This window comes from Achromobacter sp. EB05 (genome assembly GCF_044232075.1).
GTDB classification, from domain to species: Bacteria; Pseudomonadota; Gammaproteobacteria; order Burkholderiales; family Burkholderiaceae_B; genus Achromobacter; species Achromobacter dolens.
In genome coordinates, this window is record NZ_CP155917.1 from 1,187,090 (window position 1) to 1,206,129 (window position 19,040).

Sequence of the window (19,040 nt, forward strand, 5' to 3'; positions counted from 1 at the left end):
AATAGGAGAAGCGGCATAAACGGCGAGACAAGACTCGCGCGGCGCGCGTAAAAGGCGCATCAATGGCGCGGCAGGTCGCGTCTGCCCCGTGCGCCGCGCGGCAACACAACGCGCCGCGCGGCCAAGCCTGGCTCATTCGAGCGCTTGCGTGCGGCTCCCGCCGTCAGCCCGCGAAGCGGTAGCCCACGCCGATCTCGGTCAGCAGGTAGGCCGGCTGCGCCGGATCGGCCTCGAGCTTCTGCCGCAGGTGCCCCATGTAGATGCGCAGGTAGTGGTTGCTTTCCACGTGCGATGGGCCCCAGACCTCGCGCAGCAGTTCGCGGTGGGTCATGACCTTGCCGCGATGGGCCAGCAGCGCGGCCAGCAGGCGGTATTCCATGGCGGTCAGGTGTACGTGCTGGCCGCCGCGCTCGACCACGCGCCTGGCGAAATCCACGCGCACGTCGCCGAAACTGATTTCGGCGGCGCTGCCGGCGCCGCCGCGGGCATGGCGCCGCAGCAGCACGCGCAGCCGCGCCAGTAGTTCGCTGACGCCGAATGGCTTGGTCAGGTAGTCGTCGGCGCCGGCGTCCAGCGCCGCCACCTTGTCGGCCTCGGCGGTGCGCGCCGACAGCACCAGCACCGGCACTTCGGTCCAGCCGCGCAGTTCGCGGATCAGGGTCATGCCGTCCTCGTCCGGCAGGCCCAGGTCCAGGACCACGGCGTCGGGCTGGCGGGTGCCGGCCTCGATCAGGCCGCGCTTGACGGTATCGGCTTCAAAAACCGCGCAGCCCTCGCTCTCCAGGGCCTGGCGCACGAAGCGGCGGATATTGGCGTCGTCCTCGATGATGAGGAGGGTGGGCTGAAAGTCGAACATGCGATGGACTCAGGCGATTTCGGGTTGGATCTGGGGCGGCGTGCCCAGCGGCAGCGTGAAGACGAATTGCGCGCCGCTTTGCTGGCCCGGCGCGTGTTCGACCCAGATGCGGCCGTGGTGCGCGCTGACGATGGCTTCGCACACCGCCAGGCCGAGGCCGACGCCGGGGGTGGCGGATTCGCGTTCGCCGCGGGTGAATTTCTCGAAGATGCGGCGTTCGGCGCCGGGCGCGACGCCGGGGCCGTTGTCGCAGACCGCGACGCGCAGCTCGCCGTCCTGCGCCACGGCGTGCAGGCGGATGGCGCTGCCGGCTGGCGTGTACTTGGCGGCATTTTCCAGCAGATTGCAGAGCACCCGTTCGATCAGCACGCCGTCGCATTCGACCAGCGGCAACCCGGACAGGCTGTCGACCGTGACCCGATGCGCCGCCAGCGCTTCGCGCATGGCGGCCAGCGAGGCGCCGACCAGTTCCTCAATCGACTGCCACTCCAGCCGCAGCGGGGTGTCGCGGCTCTGCAGCCGCGCCATGTCGAGCAGGTTGGCGACCAGCGCGTGCATGCGCTGCGCCTGGTCGCGCATGGCGCGGATGGTGTCCTGGATGTCGGCCGGCAGCGCGTCCTGGCGCCGCGTCAGCGTGTCGGTCATGCCGACCAGGCTGGTGAGCGGCGTGCGCAGGTCGTGCGAGACCGCGGCCAGCAGTGAGTTTCGCAGCTTCTCGGATTCCATGCTGACCAGCGCCTGCTGCGCCACTTCCACGTAGTGCAGCCGTTCCAGGGCGATGGCGATGAGCGTGGCGTAGGCCTCGATCTGGCGGCGCGAGTCGGGCTGCGAGAACAGGCTGCGGCGCGGCGCCGCCAGCGCCAGCACGCCGCGAGTGCGCATCGGCGCCTTCAGCGGCAGGTACAGCAGGTCGCTGTTGGACAGCGTGGCGGTGCCGGCGCCCGCCGGCTGGCCGTGGTCGTAGACCCATTGGGCCAGCGCCGATTCCAGCGGCGGCATGTCGTCGGCGGCGGGCGAGGCCAGCTTCAGGCGGTCGTCCAGGCCCAGGATATAGAGCGCGCAGCGCGAGCCGAAGGTGGCGTGCACGAAGGCGCCGGCGGACGCGACGATCTGCTCGGGCAAGAGCGCCGATGACAGCTCGCGCGCGAACTCGTACAGGCTGCGGGCGTCGGCCTCGCGCTTGACCGAGGCCTGGGCCTGCAAGCGCAGGCCGGCGGTGAGCTGGCCGATCAACAGGCCCACGGCCAGCAGCACGCCGAAGGTCAGCAGGTACTGCACGTCGGACACGGCGAACGAGGCCAGCGGCTGCACGAAGAAGAAGTCGAACAGCCCCACGCTGACGACCGAGGCCAGCGCGGCCGGGCCGCGGCCATGGCGCAGCGCCACCGCCACCACCGCCAGCAGGAACAGCATGACGATGTTGGTCTGGTGCAGCGCGGGGAACGCCAGCGCCGACAGCGCCGTGGCCACTGTGCAATAGCAGAGCGCCCAGGCATAGCCGGCGAGCGCCTGCGGGCCGCGTTCGTCGGCCGCCTGTCGGCCGCGGCGCCCGAGCGTCAGCGGATCGCGGCCCGGCACGCTGGCGGCGGGCAGCGGCGGGGCGCCCAGGCGGATGATGTCGATCTCGGGGCAGCCGGCGGCCAGCATGTCGGCGAAGCTGTGGCGGCGCCACAGCCAGCCGGGGCTGATGGCCGCGGTCAGCAGCGCCGACAGCGACAGCCGCAGGCGCTGCAGGCCGCTGGCGCGGGTGCGGCCGACGATGGCCTTGGTGATGTTGTGGCGGCGCACGTAGCGCACCACCGCGTCGACCATGTCGCCGCCAGCCAGGGTTTCACAGCGCGCGCCGAGCGAGTCGGCCAGCGCCAGGCTGCGTTGCAGCCGTTCCTGCTCGGCCTGCGGCGGCGGCGCGGCGCGCGGCACGTCGATGGTGACCACATGCAGGTCGCATTCGAGCTGCTGGCTCAGGCGATGGGCGCTGCGGATGACGTATTCGGCGTCGGCGTCGGGGCCGATGCAGGCCACCACGGCTTCGCGCGTGCGCCACACCGGCTCGATGGCGCGGTCGCGGCGATAGGCCTGGACGTCGTCGTCGACGTGGTCGGCGGTGCGGCGCAGCGCCAGTTCGCGCAGCGCGATCAGGTTGCCCTTGCGGAAGAAGTTGCGGGTGGCGTGGCGCGCCTGCTCGGGCAGGTAGACCTTGCCTTCCTTCAGCCGGCGCAGCAGCTCGTCGGCCGACAGGTCGACCAGGATGACTTCGTCGGCGGCGTCGAAGACCTCGTCCGGCACGGTCTCCCAGACCCGCACGCCGGTGATGCTGCCGACGGCCTCGTTGAGGCTGTCCAGGTGCTGTACGTTGAGCGTGGTCCAGACGTCGATGCCGGCCGCCAGCAGTTCCTGGATATCCTGCCAGCGCTTGGCGTGGCGCGAGCCGGGCGCGTTGGAGTGGGCCAGTTCGTCGACCAGCACCAGGTCCGGGTGGGCGGCCAGCGCGCCGTCCAGGTCGAATTCCTTGAGCGCGTGGCCCCGGTAGGCGACGTCCTTGAGCGGCAGTACCGCCAGGCCCTCGAGCAGGGCGGCGGTTTCGCGGCGGCCGTGCGTTTCGACGATGCCGGCCAGCACGCGGGCGCCCTGCGCGGCGTGGGCGCGGGCGGCCACCAGCATGGCGTAGGTCTTGCCGACGCCAGCGGATGAGCCGAAGTAGACCCGCAACTTGCCGCGCACCGCCTGGCGCGCGGCGTCGTCGAGGTCTTTCAAGAGCGCGTCCGGATCGGGACGCTCGTCAGGATTGTCGGCCATGAACGCGCAAGCGAAGTGGGGGAGCGGCTGGCAATACTATACGCCGGCGTGTCATTTCACCGGCGCCAGTTGGTCCAGCGCCAGGTTGAGCTGGAGCACGTTGACGACCGGGGCGCCCAGCACGCCCAACCAGGGCTTGGAGGTGCTAGCCTCGATGAGGGCATCGACCTTCTCACGCGGCAGATGGCGGGTACGCGCCACGCGCGCGGCCTGGTAGGCCGCGGCGGCCGGGCTGATGTGCGGGTCCAGGCCGCTGCCCGAGGCCGTGATCAGGTCCACCGGCACTGGCGTGGGATTGTCCGGGTCGGCCGCCTTCAGCGCCGCGATGCGCGCTTGCACGGCCTCGGCCAGGGCAGGATTGCGCGGGCCCAGGTTCGAGCCGCCGGAGTTGGCGCCGTTGTACGGCATCGGCGAGGTGGCCGACGGCCGGCCCCAGAAGTACTGGGGGGCGCTGAACGACTGGCCGATCCATTCCGAGCCGACCACCTTGTCGCCCTGGCGGATCAGCGAACCCGACGCTTCATGCGGGAACACGGCGGCGGCGATGCCGGTGGTCAGGAAGGGGTAGGCCAGGCCGGTCACCAGCGACAGGGCGGCGAACACGACCAGCGCGGGGCGCAGGATGCCGCCTTGGCGCGGCAGGGGAAGAGCTTGTTTCATGAGGAGTTCCTTTCCAGTGACGAGCGCGGGTCAGACCCAGCCCAGGGCGGCCAGCACCATGTCGACCAGCTTGATGCCGGCGAACGGCACCAGCAGGCCGCCCAGTCCGTAGATCAGCAGATTGCGGCGCAGCAGGACCGAGGCGCCCAGCGGACGGTAGCGCACGCCCTTGAGCGCCAGCGGGATCAGCACGATGATGATGAGCGCATTGAAGATCACGGCCGACAGGATGGCCGAGGCCGGCGTGGCCAGGCCCATGATGTTCAGCACGTTCAACTGCGGGTACACCGTGGCGAACGCCGCCGGGATGATGGCGAAGTACTTGGCCACGTCGTTGGCGATGCTGAAGGTGGTGAGCGCGCCGCGCGTCATCAGCATCTGCTTGCCGATCTCGACGATCTCGATGAGCTTGGTGGGATTGGAGTCCAGGTCCACCATGTTGCCCGCTTCCTTGGCGGCCTGGGTGCCCGAGTTCATCGCCACCGCGACGTCGGCCTGCGCCAGCGCCGGCGCGTCGTTGGTGCCGTCGCCGGTCATCGCCACCAGGCGGCCTTCGCCCTGGTAGGCGCGGATCAGCTTGAGCTTGGCTTCCGGCGTGGCTTCCGCGAGGAAGTCGTCGACGCCCGCTTCGGCGGCGATGGAGGCGGCGGTGAGCTTGTTGTCGCCGGTGATCATCACCGTCTTGATGCCCATGCGGCGCAGCTCGGCGAAGCGCGACTGGATGTCGGGCTTGACGATGTCCTTGAGCTCGACCACGCCCAGCGCGCGGTTGCCGTCGCTGACCAGCAGCGGCGTGCTGCCGCGGCGCGCCACGTCCTCGGCCAGGCGCAGCACCTGTTCGGGAACCGTCGCGTCCTGCTCGGCCAGCCAGGCGCGCACCGCGTCGATGGCGCCCTTGCGGATCATGCGGTCGTTCAGGTTGACGCCGCTCATGCGGGTCTGGGCGGTGAAGGGCACGTATTCGGCGTCCGAGGCGCGCACGGCGGGGGCGTGAATGGCCTTGTCGGCCAGCGCCACGATGCTGCGGCCTTCCGGCGTTTCGTCGGCCAGCGAGGCCAGGCGCGCCGCGTCCGCCAGTTCGCGCGGCGATACGCCGGGTGCGGGCAGGAAGGTCGAGGCCTGGCGGTTGCCGAAGGTGATGGTGCCGGTCTTGTCCAGCAGCAGCACGTCGACATCGCCGGCGGCTTCCACGGCGCGGCCCGAGGTGGCGATGACGTTGGCGCCCATCATGCGGCTCATGCCCGCCACGCCGATGGCCGACAGCAGCCCGCCGATGGTGGTGGGGATCAGGCACACCAGCAGCGCCACCAGCACCGTGACGGTGACGGTGGTGCCGCCGCCGGCGGCCGTGACCGAGTAGATCGAGAACGGCATCAGCGTCGCGACCACCAGCAGGAACACCACCGTCAGGCCGACCAGCAGGATGGTCAACGCCAGCTCGTTGGGCGTCTTCTGGCGCTTGGCGCCTTCGACCATGGCGATCATGCGGTCCAGGAAGCTCTCGCCCGGGTCGGCGGCGATGCGCACGAAGATCCAGTCGGACAGCACCCGGGTGCCGCCGGTGACGGACGAGAAGTCGCCGCCCGATTCGCGGATGACCGGCGCCGATTCGCCGGTGATGGCGCTTTCATCGACCGACGCGACGCCGGCGATGACCTGGCCGTCGCCCGGGATGGTTTCGCCGGCTTCCACCAGCACCACGTCATTGCGGCGCAGCAGCCCGGAGGCCTGCTTGACGGCCTGGTTGCGCCACAGCGCCGGCTCGGCGCGGGCGGCATCCTCGTCGCGGAAACCCTTGAGCAAGCGCGCGTCGATGGTGGTGCGCAGACCGCGCAGGGTCGCGGCCTGCTGCTTGCCGCGGCCCTCGGCCAGCGCTTCGGCGAAGTTGGCGAACAGCACCGTGAACCAGAGCCACACCGAGATCGCGAGGATGAAGCCCGCGGGCGCCTCGGCCTGGCCGCGCAGCGCCATGATCCACAGGATGGTGGTCAGGATGCTGCCCACGTAGACCACGAACATCACGGGGTTCTTGAGCTGCGCGGCGGGCGAGAGCTTGCGCAGGCTGTCCAGCAGCGCGGGGCCGACCAGCGCCCCCGACCACATGCCGAACTTGCGTTCGAGCGGCGCGGCCGACGGCGCGCGGGCGGCGCCGCCGCCGGCGCCTTGGGTTGGCATATCAATCTTGGCCATTTTCTTTCCTAGCCTGTTGCATTCAGGGTTGCAGGTGTTCCGCGACCGGGCCCAGGGCCAGCGCGGGCACATAAGTCAGGGCGCCCACCAGCAGCACCGCGCCGATCAGCAGCACCACGAAGAGGGGGCCGGTGGTCGGCATGCTGCCGGGCCCGGCGGGCAGGCGGCGCTTGGCCGCCAGCGAGCCAGCCATCGCCAGCACCGCGACGATGATGGCGAAGCGGCCGAACCACATGGCGATGCCCAGCAGCACGTTGTAGAAGGGCGTGTTGGCGGACAGGCCGGCGAAGGCGCTGCCGTTGTTGTTGGCGGCCGAGGACAGTCCGTACAGGATCTCGGAGAAGCCGTGGATGCCGGGGTTGAGCACGCCGGCCTGGCCGGCCGTCACCGACACCGCCAGCGCGGTGCCGCCGAGCACCAGCAGCGGCGTCGCCAGGATGACGATAGAGACCATCTTCATGTCGTAGGCCTCGATCTTCTTGCCCAGGTACTCGGGGGTGCGGCCGATCATCAGCCCGGCGATGAAGACGCCGAGGATGGCGAACGCCAGCATGCCGTAGAGGCCGGAGCCGACCCCGCCGTAGACCACTTCGCCCAGCTGCATCAGCAGCATTGGCGACAGTCCGCCCATGGCGCTGAGCGAATCGTGCATGCCGTTGACCGCGCCGCAGGAGGCCGCCGTGGTGATGGTGGCGAACAGCGAGGTGGCGGCGATGCCGAAGCGGGTCTCCTTGCCTTCCATGTTGCCGCCCGGCGAGAGCGCGCTCATGGCGCTGTCGACGCCTGTTTGCGCGGTCATCGGATTGGGCTGTTGTTCGTAGTAAGCCGTGGTCAGCGCGAATACGACGAACAGCACGGTCATGGCCGCCAGAATGGCGACGCCCTGGCGCCGGTTGCCGACCATTTCGCCGAAGCTGAAGCACAGCGCCGCCGGGATCACCAGAATCGCCAGCATCTCCAGGAAGTTCGACAGGGCCGTCGGGTTTTCAAAGGGATGCGCGGAGTTGGCGTTGAAGAAGCCGCCGCCGTTGGTGCCCAGCATCTTGATCGCTTCCTGCGAGGCGACCGGGCCCATGGCCAGCGTCTGCGTCTGGGTGACCGCGGGGTCGGTCACGGGCTGGCCCTTGGCATCGAGCACCGGCTGCCCGTGGGCGTCCACGCGCGGTTGGTCATAGTGCAGGGCTTCGACCGTCTGCACGTCCTGATAGGGGCTGAAGTTCTGGATCACGCCCTGGCTTACCAGCGCAAGCGCCAGCACCAGCGACAGCGGCAGCAGCACGTACAGCGTGCTGCGCACCATGTCGGCCCAGAAGTTGCCCACCGTGGCCGAGCAATGGCGAGCCAGCCCGCGGATAAGCGCGAACAGCACCGCAATGCCGGTGGCGGCCGAGACAAAGTTCTGCACCGTCAGCGCCAGCATCTGCGTCAGGTAGCTCATCGTCGATTCGCCGCCATAGCCTTGCCAGTTGGTGTTGGCCACGAAGCTGATGGCGGTGTTGAGCGAGGAATCGGGCGAGACGGCGCCCATGCCGGCCGGGTTCAGCGGCAGCAAGCCCTGCAGGCGCTGCAGCGCGTAGACCGCCACGATGCCCAGGATGTTGAAGGCGAGCACGGCCAGCGCGTAGCGCTTCCAGCCCATTTCGGCTTGCGGGTCGATGCCCGCCAGCCGGTAGATGCCACGTTCCAGCGGGCGGCCCCAGGCGGTCAGCCGGGATTGCCCGTTTTCCATGGCGACGCGGATATAGCGCCCGAGAAAGGGCGCGATCGCGAGCAGGACCGCCAGGTACACGACCAGCAGTCCGATGAATTCGGCAGTCATCAGAACTTCTCCGGTTTGAACAGCGCGACCAGCAGGTACACGAACAGCAGCGCGGACGTGATGCCGCTCAGCCAGTAGAGCCAGCTCATGGTTGCTCTCCCGAGGACAAGGCTTCGCAGAACGAGACCAGGGCGTAGGTCAGCCCGGCCATGACGGCGAAGATCGCGATATAGATGGCATCCACGTTTTTCCTCCCGGGAGCGGCGCTCCCTTCGAACGACGGGCCCGGGCGGCAAAAGGGGATGCGGACCGCGCGGGCGAAGTGACCAATCAGGACATCGGCAGGTTACGGAGCAGGGGGTAAAAACGGGGTATAGCTTTGGCGGGGGGGTGTAAACGGAACGTAAAGACGCGCTGTCATCCTCCGGTTCGTGGATGCGCCGTCATGGCGCGGCGCGGGTGCCCGGAAGCGGGCAGCGGGGTCGGCGGTAGTTGAGGCTGGCTCAAAATGGGTCCCGCCGGCAGCCTCTGGAATGCGGGTTGGGGCCGAATAAATCCCAATATTTAGAACACGAGCCTTAAAATGCACTACTGTGGTGCATGGAATATGTAAATGAATGCGCCGAATTAGGGCATTCCCCTAGTGTGGCATTCCCGCATCTGGTGCAGAATCTCTTCCCATGCAGGTGAGGAGACAAAGCCCTGCATGGGCAATTACCGGCGGCACCGGTACATAAAAAAGTAGCAGTACTCAAGAAAAGCAAAACGCACAACGGCTGGCACCAGGCAGTGCCGGCCGTTGTCGCATAAAAAGCCCGTATTCCGCACGCCAGGGTTTTTTCCAGCGCCGCGTTTCGCGTTATTCCCCAGGTTTCGCTCACGCCAGCTATGCCGGAATCCCGCGCTTCCTCCAAACCCGTCCCCACGCGCTACTGGCGCCGCAACGTGCGGCTGATCGTGCTGTTGCTGGCCGTTTGGGCGGCGCTGACCTTTGTCCCGTCCTATTTCGCCCGCGGCCTGTCGTTCGACTTCATCGGCTGGCCGTTTTCGTTCTGGATGGCGGCCTACGGCGCGCCGCTGGCCTATCTCATCCTCATCGGCATCTACGCGCGGATCATGAACCGCGCCGACCAACGCTCGGAAGAGGGCAAGGGGGACGCCTGATGCCGTTCGGCGGAGACACCCCGCAGCAATTCAGCATCCGGCTGCGCCGCATCTACGTGCTGTATACGGCTGGCTTCGCGCTGATGATTCTGCTGATGGCGCTGGCCGAGATCCTGGGCCTGCCGCGCAACTGGATCGGCTATGTGTTCCTGCTGGTCACGGTCAGCCTGTACGCGGGCATCGGCATCGTCTGCCGCACCTCGGACCAGGTCGAATACTACGTGGCTGGCCGGCGGGTGCCGGCCTTCTACAACGGCATGGCCACCGCCGCCGACTGGATGTCGGTGGCCTCCTTCATCGGCGTCGCGGGCACGCTTTACCTGACGGGCTACGGCGGGCTGGCCTACATCATGGGCTGGACCGGCGGCTACGTGCTGGTGGCGATGCTGCTGGCGCCGTACCTGCGCCGCTTCGGGCAATACACCATTCCCGATTTCATGGGCGCGCGCTACGGCGGCAACCTGCCGCGGCTGGCTGGCGTGGCCTGCGCCATCCTCTGTTCGTTCACCTACCTGGTGGCGCAGATCTATGGCGTAGGCATCATCACGACGCGCATGACCGGCATTTCGTTCGAGCTGGGCATCTTCGTGGCGCTGGGAGGCATGCTGGTCTGTTCGTTCCTGGGCGGCATGCGCGCCGTTACCTGGACCCAGGTAGGCCAGTACATCATCCTGGTCATCGCCTACCTGGTGCCGGTGGTGTGGCTGTCGATCAAGCATACCGACATGCCCGTGCCGCAATTGTCGGCTGGGGCGGTGCTGCAGCAAGTGACCGAGAAAGAGGTCTATCTGCAGAACGATCCGGCCGAGATCGAGGTGCGCCGCCTGTGGCAGGAGCGCGCCGACGAAATGGCGCAGCGGGTGCGCGACCTGCCCGAGTCCTGGGCGCTCGAGAAGGACAAGCTGCGCAGCCGCCTGGCCCAGCTCAATGCCGGTGATGCGCCGATGGTCGAGATCCGCTCTGTCGAGCGCGAGCTGGCGGCCTTTCCGCCCAATGTCGAGGAGGCCAGGATCGCCTGGTCTCAGGCCAAGGCCTCCTTCGAGGCGCGTGCCGCGCCACTGACCCCGCACGCCGAGCCATTTCCTTCCGAAGACCCGCAAGAGCGGCGCAACATGCGCATCAATTTCCTGGCGCTGGTGCTGTGCCTGATGCTGGGCACCGCGGGCATGCCGCACATCCTGATGCGGTCATACACGACTTCGTCGGTGATCGAGGCGCGCCGTTCGGTGTGCTGGTCGCTGCTGTTCATCCTGCTGCTCTATTTCATGGCGCCGGCGCTGGCGCTGCTGGTCAAATACGAGGTCTATACGCAGGTGGTGGGGTCGAATTTCCTCAGCCTGCCGAACTGGGTGCATGCCTGGAGCGCGGTCGACAGCAACCTGCTGGATGTCACCGATATCAATCGGGACGGCGTGGTGCAGTTGAGCGAGATCAGTATCGGCGCCGACGTGGTGGTGCTGGCCATGCCCGAGATCGGCGGGCTGCCCTATGTGATTTCCGGGCTGGTGGCGGCGGGCGGACTGGCGGCCGCGCTGTCCACCGCCGATGGCCTGCTGCTGACGTTGTCCAATTCGCTGTCGCACGACATGTGGTACCGGATGGTATCGCCGCGCATGTCGGCGGCGCGGCGGGTGATGGTGTCCAAGATCCTGCTGCTGGTGGTGGCGTTCGGCGCGGCCTGGGTGGCGGCGCGCAAGCCGGCCGACATCCTTTTCATGGTGTCGGCGGCGTTCTCGTTCGCGGCCTCGTCGTTTTTCCCGGCGCTGGTGATGGGCGTGTTCTGGCGCCGCGCCAACAAATGGGGCGCCACGCTCGGCATGGCGGCGGGCCTGCTGGTGACCTTCGCCTACATGACGCACACGCATCCGTGGCTGCGCGAGTGGGTGCTGGGGATTTCGCGGACCCAGCCGGTGGACCTGTGGTGGGGCATCCAGCCGATCGCGGCGGGCGTGTTCGGCGCGCCGGTGGCGTTCCTGACGATCGTCGTGGTGTCGCTGCTGACGCCGCCGCCGGATCGCGCCACGCTGGCGCTGGTGGATTATCTGCGTCATCCGGGCGCGCCGAAGCCGCCAACGGAGAACGGCACGGTCTGAAACGGAGGCAGGCGCCGGGTGGCCCGGATATACGCCCGGCGCGGGCCGGATCCGGGCTCGCGTCCGGAACGGCTCAGTGCGACACGGACTTCGAGAAGACGTTCATGACCACCACGCCGGCGATGATCAGGCCGATGCCGACCAGCGCCGGGGTGTCCAGGTGCTGCTTGAAGAATAGCGCGCCGATCAGGGAGATGAGCACGATGCCCACGCCCGACCAGATGGCGTAGGCGATGCCGACCGGCACTTCGCGCAACGTCAGCGACAGGAAATAGAACGAGATCATGTAGCCGAACACCGTCACCACCGACGGCACCAGCCGTGAAAAACCTTCGGAGCTTTTCAGGGCGCTGGTGGCGAAGATCTCGGCGACGATGGCGATGCCCAGGTAGAGCCACTTCATTTGCGCGGCCCCTCGGATTGGCGCAGCAGCACCAGCAGGGCGCCGGCGCCGCCTTCGCGCTCGGGCGCCTCGGAAAACGCCAGCACCTCGTTCTTCTGCACCAGCCAGGTGCGGGCCTTGTCTTTCAGCACCGGTTCCAGGCCCTGCGAGCCATAGCCCTTGCCGTGCACGATGCGCACGCAGCGGATGCCGTGTTCCTGGCATTCGTCCAGGAACGACAGCATGGCGTGGCGCGCCTGTTCCACGCGCAGGCCGTGCAGGTCGAGTTCGGCGCCGGCGCGCCACTGGCCGCGGCGCAGGTTGCGCGCGGTGTCGGGCGCGGCGTCGCCGCGCACGAAGGCGGTGCCGCCTTCGGACAGCAGGTGCGTGATTTCGCCGCCGTCCGAGACGCCGGCATCGGCGCGCGTGGCGGTTTCGCCCAGCGCGTTGGCGCGGCGCAGGGCCGGGGCTGGTTGCGGCACCGGCTTGTGTTCGGCGCGCGCGACCTGCTTGATCGGCTTGACCGTCTGCATGCTGCGCCGGAACGCGGCCATGTCGTCGGCCGGATCGGCGTCCGCGCCGGGCGCCGGCGCGGTTTTCTTCAGCGCCGCCACGCGCTGGGCGAGGGCGGCGCGCTCCTGCTCGGCCTGCAGGTCTTTCTTGAGGCGTTTCAGGTCGGCCGCGCCGACCTTATTGCCCCGCATTCTCCAGCCACCGTTGTGCGTCCAGGGCGGCCATGCAGCCCGTGCCGGCGCTGGTGATGGCCTGGCGATAGACGTGGTCCTGCACGTCGCCGGCGGCGAACACGCCCGGCACCGAGGTCATGGTGGCCATGCCGGACAAGCCGCTCTTGGTGACGATGTAGCCGTCCTTCATTTCGAGCTGGCCCTGGAAGATCTCGGTGTTGGGCTGGTGGCCGATGGCGATGAAGGCGCCGGTGGCCTTCAGGTCTTCGGTGGCGCCGGTGTCGACGTGGCGCACGCGCACGCCGGTGACGCCACTGTCGTCGCCCAGCACTTCTTCCAGCGTGTGGAACAGCTTCAGTTCCATGTTGCCGTTTTCGACCTTGCTCATCAGCTTGTCGACCAGGATCGGTTCGGCGCGGAACTTGTCGCGGCGGTGGATCAGGGTGACCTTGCGGCAGATGTTGGACAGGTACAGGGCTTCCTCGACGGCGGTGTTGCCGCCGCCGACCACGACCACGTCCTGGTTGCGGTAGAAGAAGCCGTCGCAGGTGGCGCAGCCGGACACGCCGCGGCCCATGAAGGCCTCTTCGGACGGCAGGCCCAGGTACTTGGCCGAGGCGCCGGTGGCGATGATCAGGGCGTCGCAGGTGTAGACCTTGCCGGTGTCGCCGGTCAGGGTGAACGGCCGCTTGGACAGGTCGACCTTGGCGATGTGGTCGAACAGCATTTCGGTGTTGAAGCGCTCGGCGTGCTTCTGGAAGCGCTGCATCAGGTCCGGACCCTGCACGCCGTCGGCGTCGGCCGGCCAGTTGTCGACGTCCGTGGTGGTCATCAGTTGGCCGCCTTGGGCCAAACCTGTAACAAGGACGGGGCTCAGATTGGCGCGTGCCGCATAGACGGCCGCCGTGTAACCGGCGGGGCCGGATCCGAGTATCAAAACTTTAGCGTGCGTAGGCGTGGACATGGGCGGGTATCTTTAGGTTAACGCCCAATTATAATGAGCCGCATGCCGCGTATCTCGACTGCTTCTCCGCGCGCTTCGCGCAACACCCGCAACGGGCCCTCGCCACTGCAGACGCGTATCTCCGCGTTGCTGCGCGAAGCCCGCTGGATCCTCTTCGCCGCCCTGGCGGCCTGGCTCACCCTGGTGCTGGCCACCTGGAGCGCCGCCGACCCGGGCTGGTCGCACTCCGTCCCCGCCGGCGTCATCCACAACAAGGGCGGGACCCTGGGCGCCTACCTGGCGGACATCCTGCTGTACCTGTTCGGTTTCTCCGCCTGGTGGTGGGTGATCCTGCTGCTGCACCGCGTGCGGGCGGGTTACCGCCGCCTTGCCAGCCATCTTCGTGTTACCAATGGTAAGCAGCCTGAGGTGTTGCCGCGGGTCCACTGGGAAGAGGGCATCGGTTTCTTCCTGCTGCTGGTCGGCTCGCTGGGCATGGAAGCCCTGCGCCTGGCCAGCCGCGGCACCCACCTGCCGGGCGCCTCGGAAAGCGCCAGCGGCGCCGGCGGCGTCATCGGCCACACCCTGGCCGACCTGATGGGCCGCAGCATCGGCTTTACCGGCAGCACCCTGGCCTTTTTGGTGATGCTGGCGATCGGCCTGAGCCTGTTTTTCTCGTTCTCGTGGCTGACCGTGGCCGAGCGCGTCGGCACCTGGATCGAAGGCCTGGTGCGTCGGGTGCGCAATTCCTACGCCGCGCGCGAAGACCGCAAGGTCGGCGAGGTGGCCAAGGCCGTGCGCACCGAGCAGGTGGTGGCCAAGCAGGAAAAGCTGGTGCACGAACAACCGGTGCGCATCGAGCCGGCGATCACCGTGGTGCCCAAGTCCGAGCGCGTCGAGAAGGAAAAGCAGCAGTCGCTGTTCTTCGCGCCGCCGCCGGGCGGCGAGGGCGACCTGCCGGCCATCAGCCTGCTGGATCCGCCGCTGGCCAACCAGGAAACCGTGTCGGCCGAGACCATCGAGTTCACTTCGCGCCTGATCGAAAAGAAACTGGCCGACTTCGGCGTGTCCGTCACCGTGGTGGCGGCGCAGGCCGGTCCGGTCATCACGCGTTACGAAATCGAGCCGGCCACCGGCGTCAAGGGCAGCCAGATCGTCAACCTGGCCAAGGACCTGGCGCGCGCGCTCAGCCTGGTCAGCATCCGGGTGGTGGAAACCATTCCGGGCAAGAACCTGATGGGCCTGGAACTGCCCAACCCGCGTCGCCAGGTGGTCAAGCTGTCCGAGATCCTGGGCTCGCAGACCTACCACGCCAGCCATTCGGTGGTGACCATGGCGCTGGGCAAGGACATCGCCGGCAATCCGGTGGTGGCCGACCTGGCCAAGATGCCGCACCTGCTGGTGGCGGGCACCACCGGGTCGGGCAAGTCGGTCGGGATCAACGCCATGATCCTGTCGCTGCTGTACAAGGCCGACGCCTCGCACACCCGCCTGATCCTGATCGACCCGAAGATGCTCGAAATGAGCGTCTACGAAGGCATTCCGCACCTGCTGGCGCCGGTGGTCACGGACATGCGCCATGCCGCCAACGCGCTGAACTGGTGCGTCGGCGAAATGGAGAAGCGCTACCGCCTGATGAGCAAGATGGGCGTGCGCAACCTGGCCGGCTACAACACCAAGATCCGCGACGCGATCAAGCGCGAGGAGCCGATCCCGAATCCGTTCTCGCTGACGCCCGACCAGCCCGAGCCGCTGTCGCCGCTGCCCACCATCGTGGTGGTCATCGACGAGCTGGCCGACCTGATGATGGTGGTGGGCAAGAAGATCGAAGAACTGATCGCCCGCCTGGCGCAGAAGGCGCGCGCGGCCGGCATCCACCTGATCCTGGCGACGCAGCGTCCCAGCGTGGATGTCATCACCGGGCTGATCAAGGCCAACATTCCGACCCGCATCGCGTTCCAGGTGTCGTCCAAGATCGACTCGCGCACCATTCTCGACCAGATGGGCGCGGAGACCCTGCTGGGCCAGGGCGACATGCTCTACATGCCGCCGGGCACCGGTCTGCCGGTGCGTGTGCACGGCGCCTTCGTCAGCGACGATGAAGTGCACCGCGTGGTCGAAAGCCTGAAGGCGCAGGGCGAGCCGAATTATGTCGAGGGCCTGCTGGAAGGCGGGCTGGACGGTGACGGCGGCGAAGGCGCCAGCAGCGTCACCGGCATCGGCGGCGACGCCGAGTCGGACCCGATGTACGACCAGGCCTGCGAGGTGGTGCTCAAGCATCGCCGCGCCTCGATCTCGCTGGTGCAGCGCCATCTGCGCATTGGTTACAACCGTGCGGCGCGGTTACTGGAACAGATGGAGCAATCGGGTATCGTGTCGGCGATGCAGTCCAATGGCAACCGGGAGATCCTGGTGCCCGCCGCCGCTCGAGAGGAAGCATGATGAAGACGTTTCGTGGCCTGGCCGCCGGCCTGGTCTTCTGCCTGGTCCCGGCGTTGACGCCGGCCGCGGCGATGGCCGCCAGCGCGCAGGAACAGTTGCGCGCGTTCGTGGGGTCGGTGACGGCGGCGACGGGCGCGTTTTCCCAATACACCGTCAATACGCAGGGGCGCACGCAGCCGGCGCAGACGGGCGTGTTCTCGTTCCAGCGGCCGGGCAAGTTCAAGTGGTCGGTGCAGAAGCCCTATGAACAGTTGGTGATTTCCGACGGCAAGCAGGTGTTCCAGTTCGATCCGGATCTGGCGCAGGTGACCGAGCGCAAGGTGGATGCGGCCATCGGGACGTCGCCGGCGGCGATTCTGTTCGGTTCGGGATCGCTGGAGCAGTCGTTCGATGTGTCGGCGCTGCCGTCCAAGGATGGCATCGATTGGCTGCGGGCGAAGCCGCGCACGGCGGATGCGGGGTTTTCGCGCGTCGATATCGGGATGAAGGACAATCTGCCGGTGCGGGTGGAGCTGCTGGATTCGTTCGGGCAGACGACGCGGGTGGATCTTTCCGGGATCGTTCCTAATCCCAAGCTTGGGGAGGGGGAGTTTCGGTTTGTGGCGCCTAAGGGCGTGGATGTCGTCAAGATGTAGGGAGTCCTGCGGCGTCTGTGCTGACTTGCCTTTGAGTTCTTGAGTATTTCTTTCTTGGTTGGTGCAGTGGTTGCTTCGTAGGCCGCCCGTCACGGGGCGCGCAGGCGGTGAGCGCGCCAACGATTGCGGTCCGGAGCGTTCGCTCCGGACTTCCCCGTCCTCATCTTCGTCCAGGCCTTCGGCCTTCCCTTCAGATTCCGTCGGGCGCATCGACGGCGCGCTCACCGCCTGCGCGCCCCGCGCCGGGCTACCAGTTTCGAGAAATGACGCGCTGCTGGACCTCGGGGGGCATGGGAGAGGGTTGCGTTGCCCGCAAAAAACGGCCGCGCGGGCGGCCGTTTTTTGCATACGTGGTGGCTTGCGTCGTGATGTTGATCGCTGCGCGCTTGCGGCGCGGTGTGGGCGGTGTACTTGAGGCGCGCAGCGGATGGCTTGGGCCAGGAGGGGCGCCCGGCCGCCCGGCCGTCCGAAGGCCGGGCAGCCCCCTTGGGGGGCAGCTAGCTCACGCAGTGAGCGCGGCGTGGGGGCGTTTGTACGCCACACAATCAATTTCTACTTTCGCATCCACCATCAGCGGCGACTGCACGCAGGCGCGGGCGGGGGGATTGTCGCCGAAGTATTCCTTGAAGACCTTGTTGAACGAGGGGAAGTCGCGGGCGTCGTCGAGCCAGACGCCGCAGCGCACGACGTGTTCGGGGCCGTAGCCGGCTTCCTTGAGGATGGCGAGGACCTGCTGGATGGCCTTGCGCGACTGGGCGACGGTGCCGCCTTCGATGACTTCGCCGTTTTCCATCGGGACCTGGCCCGAGACGTAGAGCCAGCCGTCGGCGGCGACGGCGCGGGCGAAGGGCATGTGGGAGCCGCCTTGGCCGGTGCCGCCGGCGACGCCGTAGCGGGTGATGCCGTTGTTGTCGGGGGTGGGGGTGGTGCTGCTCATGTCAGGGCTCCTGAAGGGCGGGGGTTGAGGCGGCGAAGCTGGCGCGCAGGTCGCCGTTGCGGGGCAGCCAGCGGCCGGCGCGGTCGCCTGTGGGTTGGCCGTGGCGGTAGGACAGGACGCCGTTGACCCAGACGGCCTCGATGCCGGCGGCGGTCTGGACGGGGGCGGCGAAGGTGGCGCGGTCGATAACGGTGGCGGGGTTGAACAGCACCAGGTCGGCGTGAAAGCCTTCGCGCACCAGGCCGCGTTCGGCCAGGCCGAAGCGGGCGGCGGACAGGCCGGTCATCTTGTGAACGGCTTCGGGCAGCGGGAACAGGCCGACGTCGCGGCTGTAGTGGCCCAGCACGCGCGGGAAGGCGCCCCACAGGCGCGGGTGCGGCATGGGGTCGTTGGGCAAGCCGTCGGAGCCGACCATGGTGAGCCGGTTCGACAGCACGCGGCGCACGTCGTCCTCGTGCATGTTGTGGTAGACGGCGCCGGCCGGTTGCAGGCGTTTCGCCGCTTCCAGCAGCGTCACGTTCCAGTCGGTGGCGATGGCGGACAGTTTGCGGCGGGCCTGTTCGGGGTGTGGCACCGACCAGGTGATGTCGATGTCGAATTCGTCGGTGACCTGCTTGAGGTCGAGCGTGGACGAGCTGGCCGAGTAGGGATAGCAGTCGCAGCCCACGTGCTGCATGCGGCCGGCGTTCTCCAGCTTGAACAGCACTTCCTTGGTGCGGCCCCAGTTGCCGGCGCCCGCGCATTTCAGGTGCGACACCACCACCGGCACGCGGGCGTGCAGGGCGATGTCGAAGGCTTCCTGCATGGCTTCCAGGATGGCGGCGAATTCCGAGCGCAGGTGCGTGGTGTAGAGCGCGCCGAATTCGTCCAGGACTTCGGCCAGCAGCTTGACCTCGGCGGTGTCGGCCTCGATCGCCGAGCCGTAGGCCAGGCCGGTGCTCAGGCCGATGGCGCCGTGCGCCAGGGCTTCGCGCAACTGGTCGCGCATGGCCATCACTTCGTTGCGCGTGGCGCTGCGGTCGAGACGGTCCATGTGGTTGTTGCGCAGGGCCGTGTGGCCGACCAGCGCGGCGACGTTCACGGCGGGCTGCGCGGCCTCGATGGCGCGGGTGTAGTCGGCGAAGGTCGGGTAGGCGAAGTCTTCGCGCTGGCCCAGCAGATTCATCGGGTCGGGCGGCTCGCCACGCAGCGAGACCGGCGAGGCGCTGATGCCGCAGTTGCCCACCACCACCGTGGTCACGCCCTGGGACAGCTTGGGCAGCATGCCGGGCGTGCGGATGACGTTGGTGTCGTCGTGGGTGTGGACGTCGATGAAGCCGGGCGCGAGCGCCAGGCCGGCGCCGTTGATGATCTGCGCCGCCGGCCGGCCGGACAGGTCGCCGATGGCCGCGATGCGGCCGCCGGCCAGCGCCACGTCGGCGGTGTATTCGGCGCCGCCCGAGCCGTCGAGCACGCGGACATTGCCGATGAGGGTGTCGTACATCTTGGTTTCCAAAT

The 19,040-nt window shown here is 68.0% G+C and carries 15 protein-coding genes; 4 read left to right on the top strand and 11 right to left on the bottom strand.

The window, feature by feature from the left end; translation table 11 throughout:
* Positions 1-163: 163 nt before the first annotated feature.
* The 6 genes from kdpE to kdpF are packed head-to-tail and all read right to left on the bottom strand — an operon-like array spanning position 164 to position 8,410.
* Positions 164-856 (bottom strand): two-component system response regulator KdpE, encoded by a 693-nt coding sequence (gene kdpE, locus AAID08_RS05495; protein WP_175188579.1) that lies wholly within the window; start codon positions 854-856, stop codon positions 164-166.
* Between the two features lie 9 nt (positions 857-865).
* Positions 866-3,652, bottom strand: coding sequence for a DUF4118 domain-containing protein (locus AAID08_RS05500; RefSeq protein ID WP_395757433.1), 2,787 nt, complete (start codon positions 3,650-3,652; stop codon positions 866-868).
* 51 nt (positions 3,653-3,703) lie between these two features.
* On the bottom strand, positions 3,704-4,312 hold the full coding sequence (gene kdpC, locus AAID08_RS05505; RefSeq protein ID WP_395757434.1) for a potassium-transporting ATPase subunit KdpC: 609 nt from the start codon (positions 4,310-4,312) through the stop codon (positions 3,704-3,706).
* Between the two features lie 30 nt (positions 4,313-4,342).
* Complete coding sequence (gene kdpB, locus AAID08_RS05510) at positions 4,343-6,502, bottom strand: potassium-transporting ATPase subunit KdpB (RefSeq protein WP_116793610.1); 2,160 nt, start codon at positions 6,500-6,502, stop codon at positions 4,343-4,345.
* Between the two features lie 22 nt (positions 6,503-6,524).
* Positions 6,525-8,321: a potassium-transporting ATPase subunit KdpA gene (gene kdpA / locus AAID08_RS05515; protein ID WP_395757435.1), complete on the bottom strand. Its 1,797-nt coding sequence runs from the start codon at positions 8,319-8,321 to the stop codon at positions 6,525-6,527.
* Positions 8,321-8,410: a K(+)-transporting ATPase subunit F gene (gene kdpF, locus AAID08_RS05520; RefSeq protein ID WP_035360036.1), complete on the bottom strand. Its 90-nt coding sequence runs from the start codon at positions 8,408-8,410 to the stop codon at positions 8,321-8,323. Before kdpF ends, kdpA begins: the two co-directional genes overlap by 1 nt.
* A gap of 739 nt (positions 8,411-9,149) precedes the next feature.
* Between kdpF and AAID08_RS05525 the strand changes: the two genes are divergently transcribed.
* The gene (locus AAID08_RS05525; RefSeq protein WP_054501716.1) at positions 9,150-9,425 is read left to right on the top strand and encodes a DUF4212 domain-containing protein; all 276 of its coding nucleotides are present in this window, start codon (positions 9,150-9,152) and stop codon (positions 9,423-9,425) included.
* Positions 9,425-11,518: a sodium:solute symporter family protein gene (locus AAID08_RS05530; protein ID WP_054501715.1), complete on the top strand. Its 2,094-nt coding sequence runs from the start codon at positions 9,425-9,427 to the stop codon at positions 11,516-11,518. Before AAID08_RS05525 ends, AAID08_RS05530 begins: the two co-directional genes overlap by 1 nt.
* 73 nt (positions 11,519-11,591) lie before the next feature.
* Here AAID08_RS05530 and AAID08_RS05535 read toward each other — a convergent pair whose 3' ends face one another.
* From AAID08_RS05535 to trxB, 3 genes are read right to left on the bottom strand one after another with little or no spacing between them, the layout of a single operon-like run.
* The gene (locus tag AAID08_RS05535) at positions 11,592-11,921 is read right to left on the bottom strand and encodes a multidrug efflux SMR transporter (protein ID WP_026382315.1); all 330 of its coding nucleotides are present in this window, start codon (positions 11,919-11,921) and stop codon (positions 11,592-11,594) included.
* A complete protein-coding gene (locus AAID08_RS05540; protein WP_064523405.1) occupies positions 11,918-12,604 on the bottom strand; it encodes a Smr/MutS family protein in 687 nt (228 codons plus the stop codon). The genes AAID08_RS05535 and AAID08_RS05540 overlap by 4 nt, the downstream gene beginning before the upstream one ends.
* Positions 12,591-13,550, bottom strand: coding sequence for a thioredoxin-disulfide reductase (gene trxB, locus AAID08_RS05545; RefSeq protein WP_054501713.1), 960 nt, complete (start codon positions 13,548-13,550; stop codon positions 12,591-12,593). The genes AAID08_RS05540 and trxB overlap by 14 nt, the downstream gene beginning before the upstream one ends.
* A 42-nt stretch (positions 13,551-13,592) precedes the next feature.
* Between trxB and AAID08_RS05550 the strand changes: the two genes are divergently transcribed.
* Positions 13,593-15,971, top strand: coding sequence for a DNA translocase FtsK (locus AAID08_RS05550; protein WP_116793613.1), 2,379 nt, complete (start codon positions 13,593-13,595; stop codon positions 15,969-15,971).
* Entirely contained in the window at positions 15,971-16,606 is a 636-nt protein-coding gene (gene lolA / locus AAID08_RS05555) for an outer membrane lipoprotein chaperone LolA (protein WP_395757800.1), read from the top strand. The genes AAID08_RS05550 and lolA overlap by 1 nt, the downstream gene beginning before the upstream one ends.
* A 502-nt stretch (positions 16,607-17,108) precedes the next feature.
* Here the strand turns inward: lolA and AAID08_RS05560 are convergent.
* Both AAID08_RS05560 and AAID08_RS05565 read right to left on the bottom strand, forming a co-directional pair.
* Positions 17,109-17,543 carry a RidA family protein gene (locus AAID08_RS05560; RefSeq protein WP_395757436.1) on the bottom strand — a complete coding sequence of 145 codons (435 nt, stop codon included), beginning with the start codon at positions 17,541-17,543 and terminating at the stop codon, positions 17,109-17,111.
* A 1-nt stretch (position 17,544) separates the two neighbouring features.
* Positions 17,545-19,026, bottom strand: a complete 1,482-nt coding sequence (locus tag AAID08_RS05565; RefSeq protein ID WP_395757437.1) for an amidohydrolase family protein — start codon at positions 19,024-19,026, stop codon at positions 17,545-17,547.
* Between the last annotated feature and the right edge of the window lie 14 nt (positions 19,027-19,040).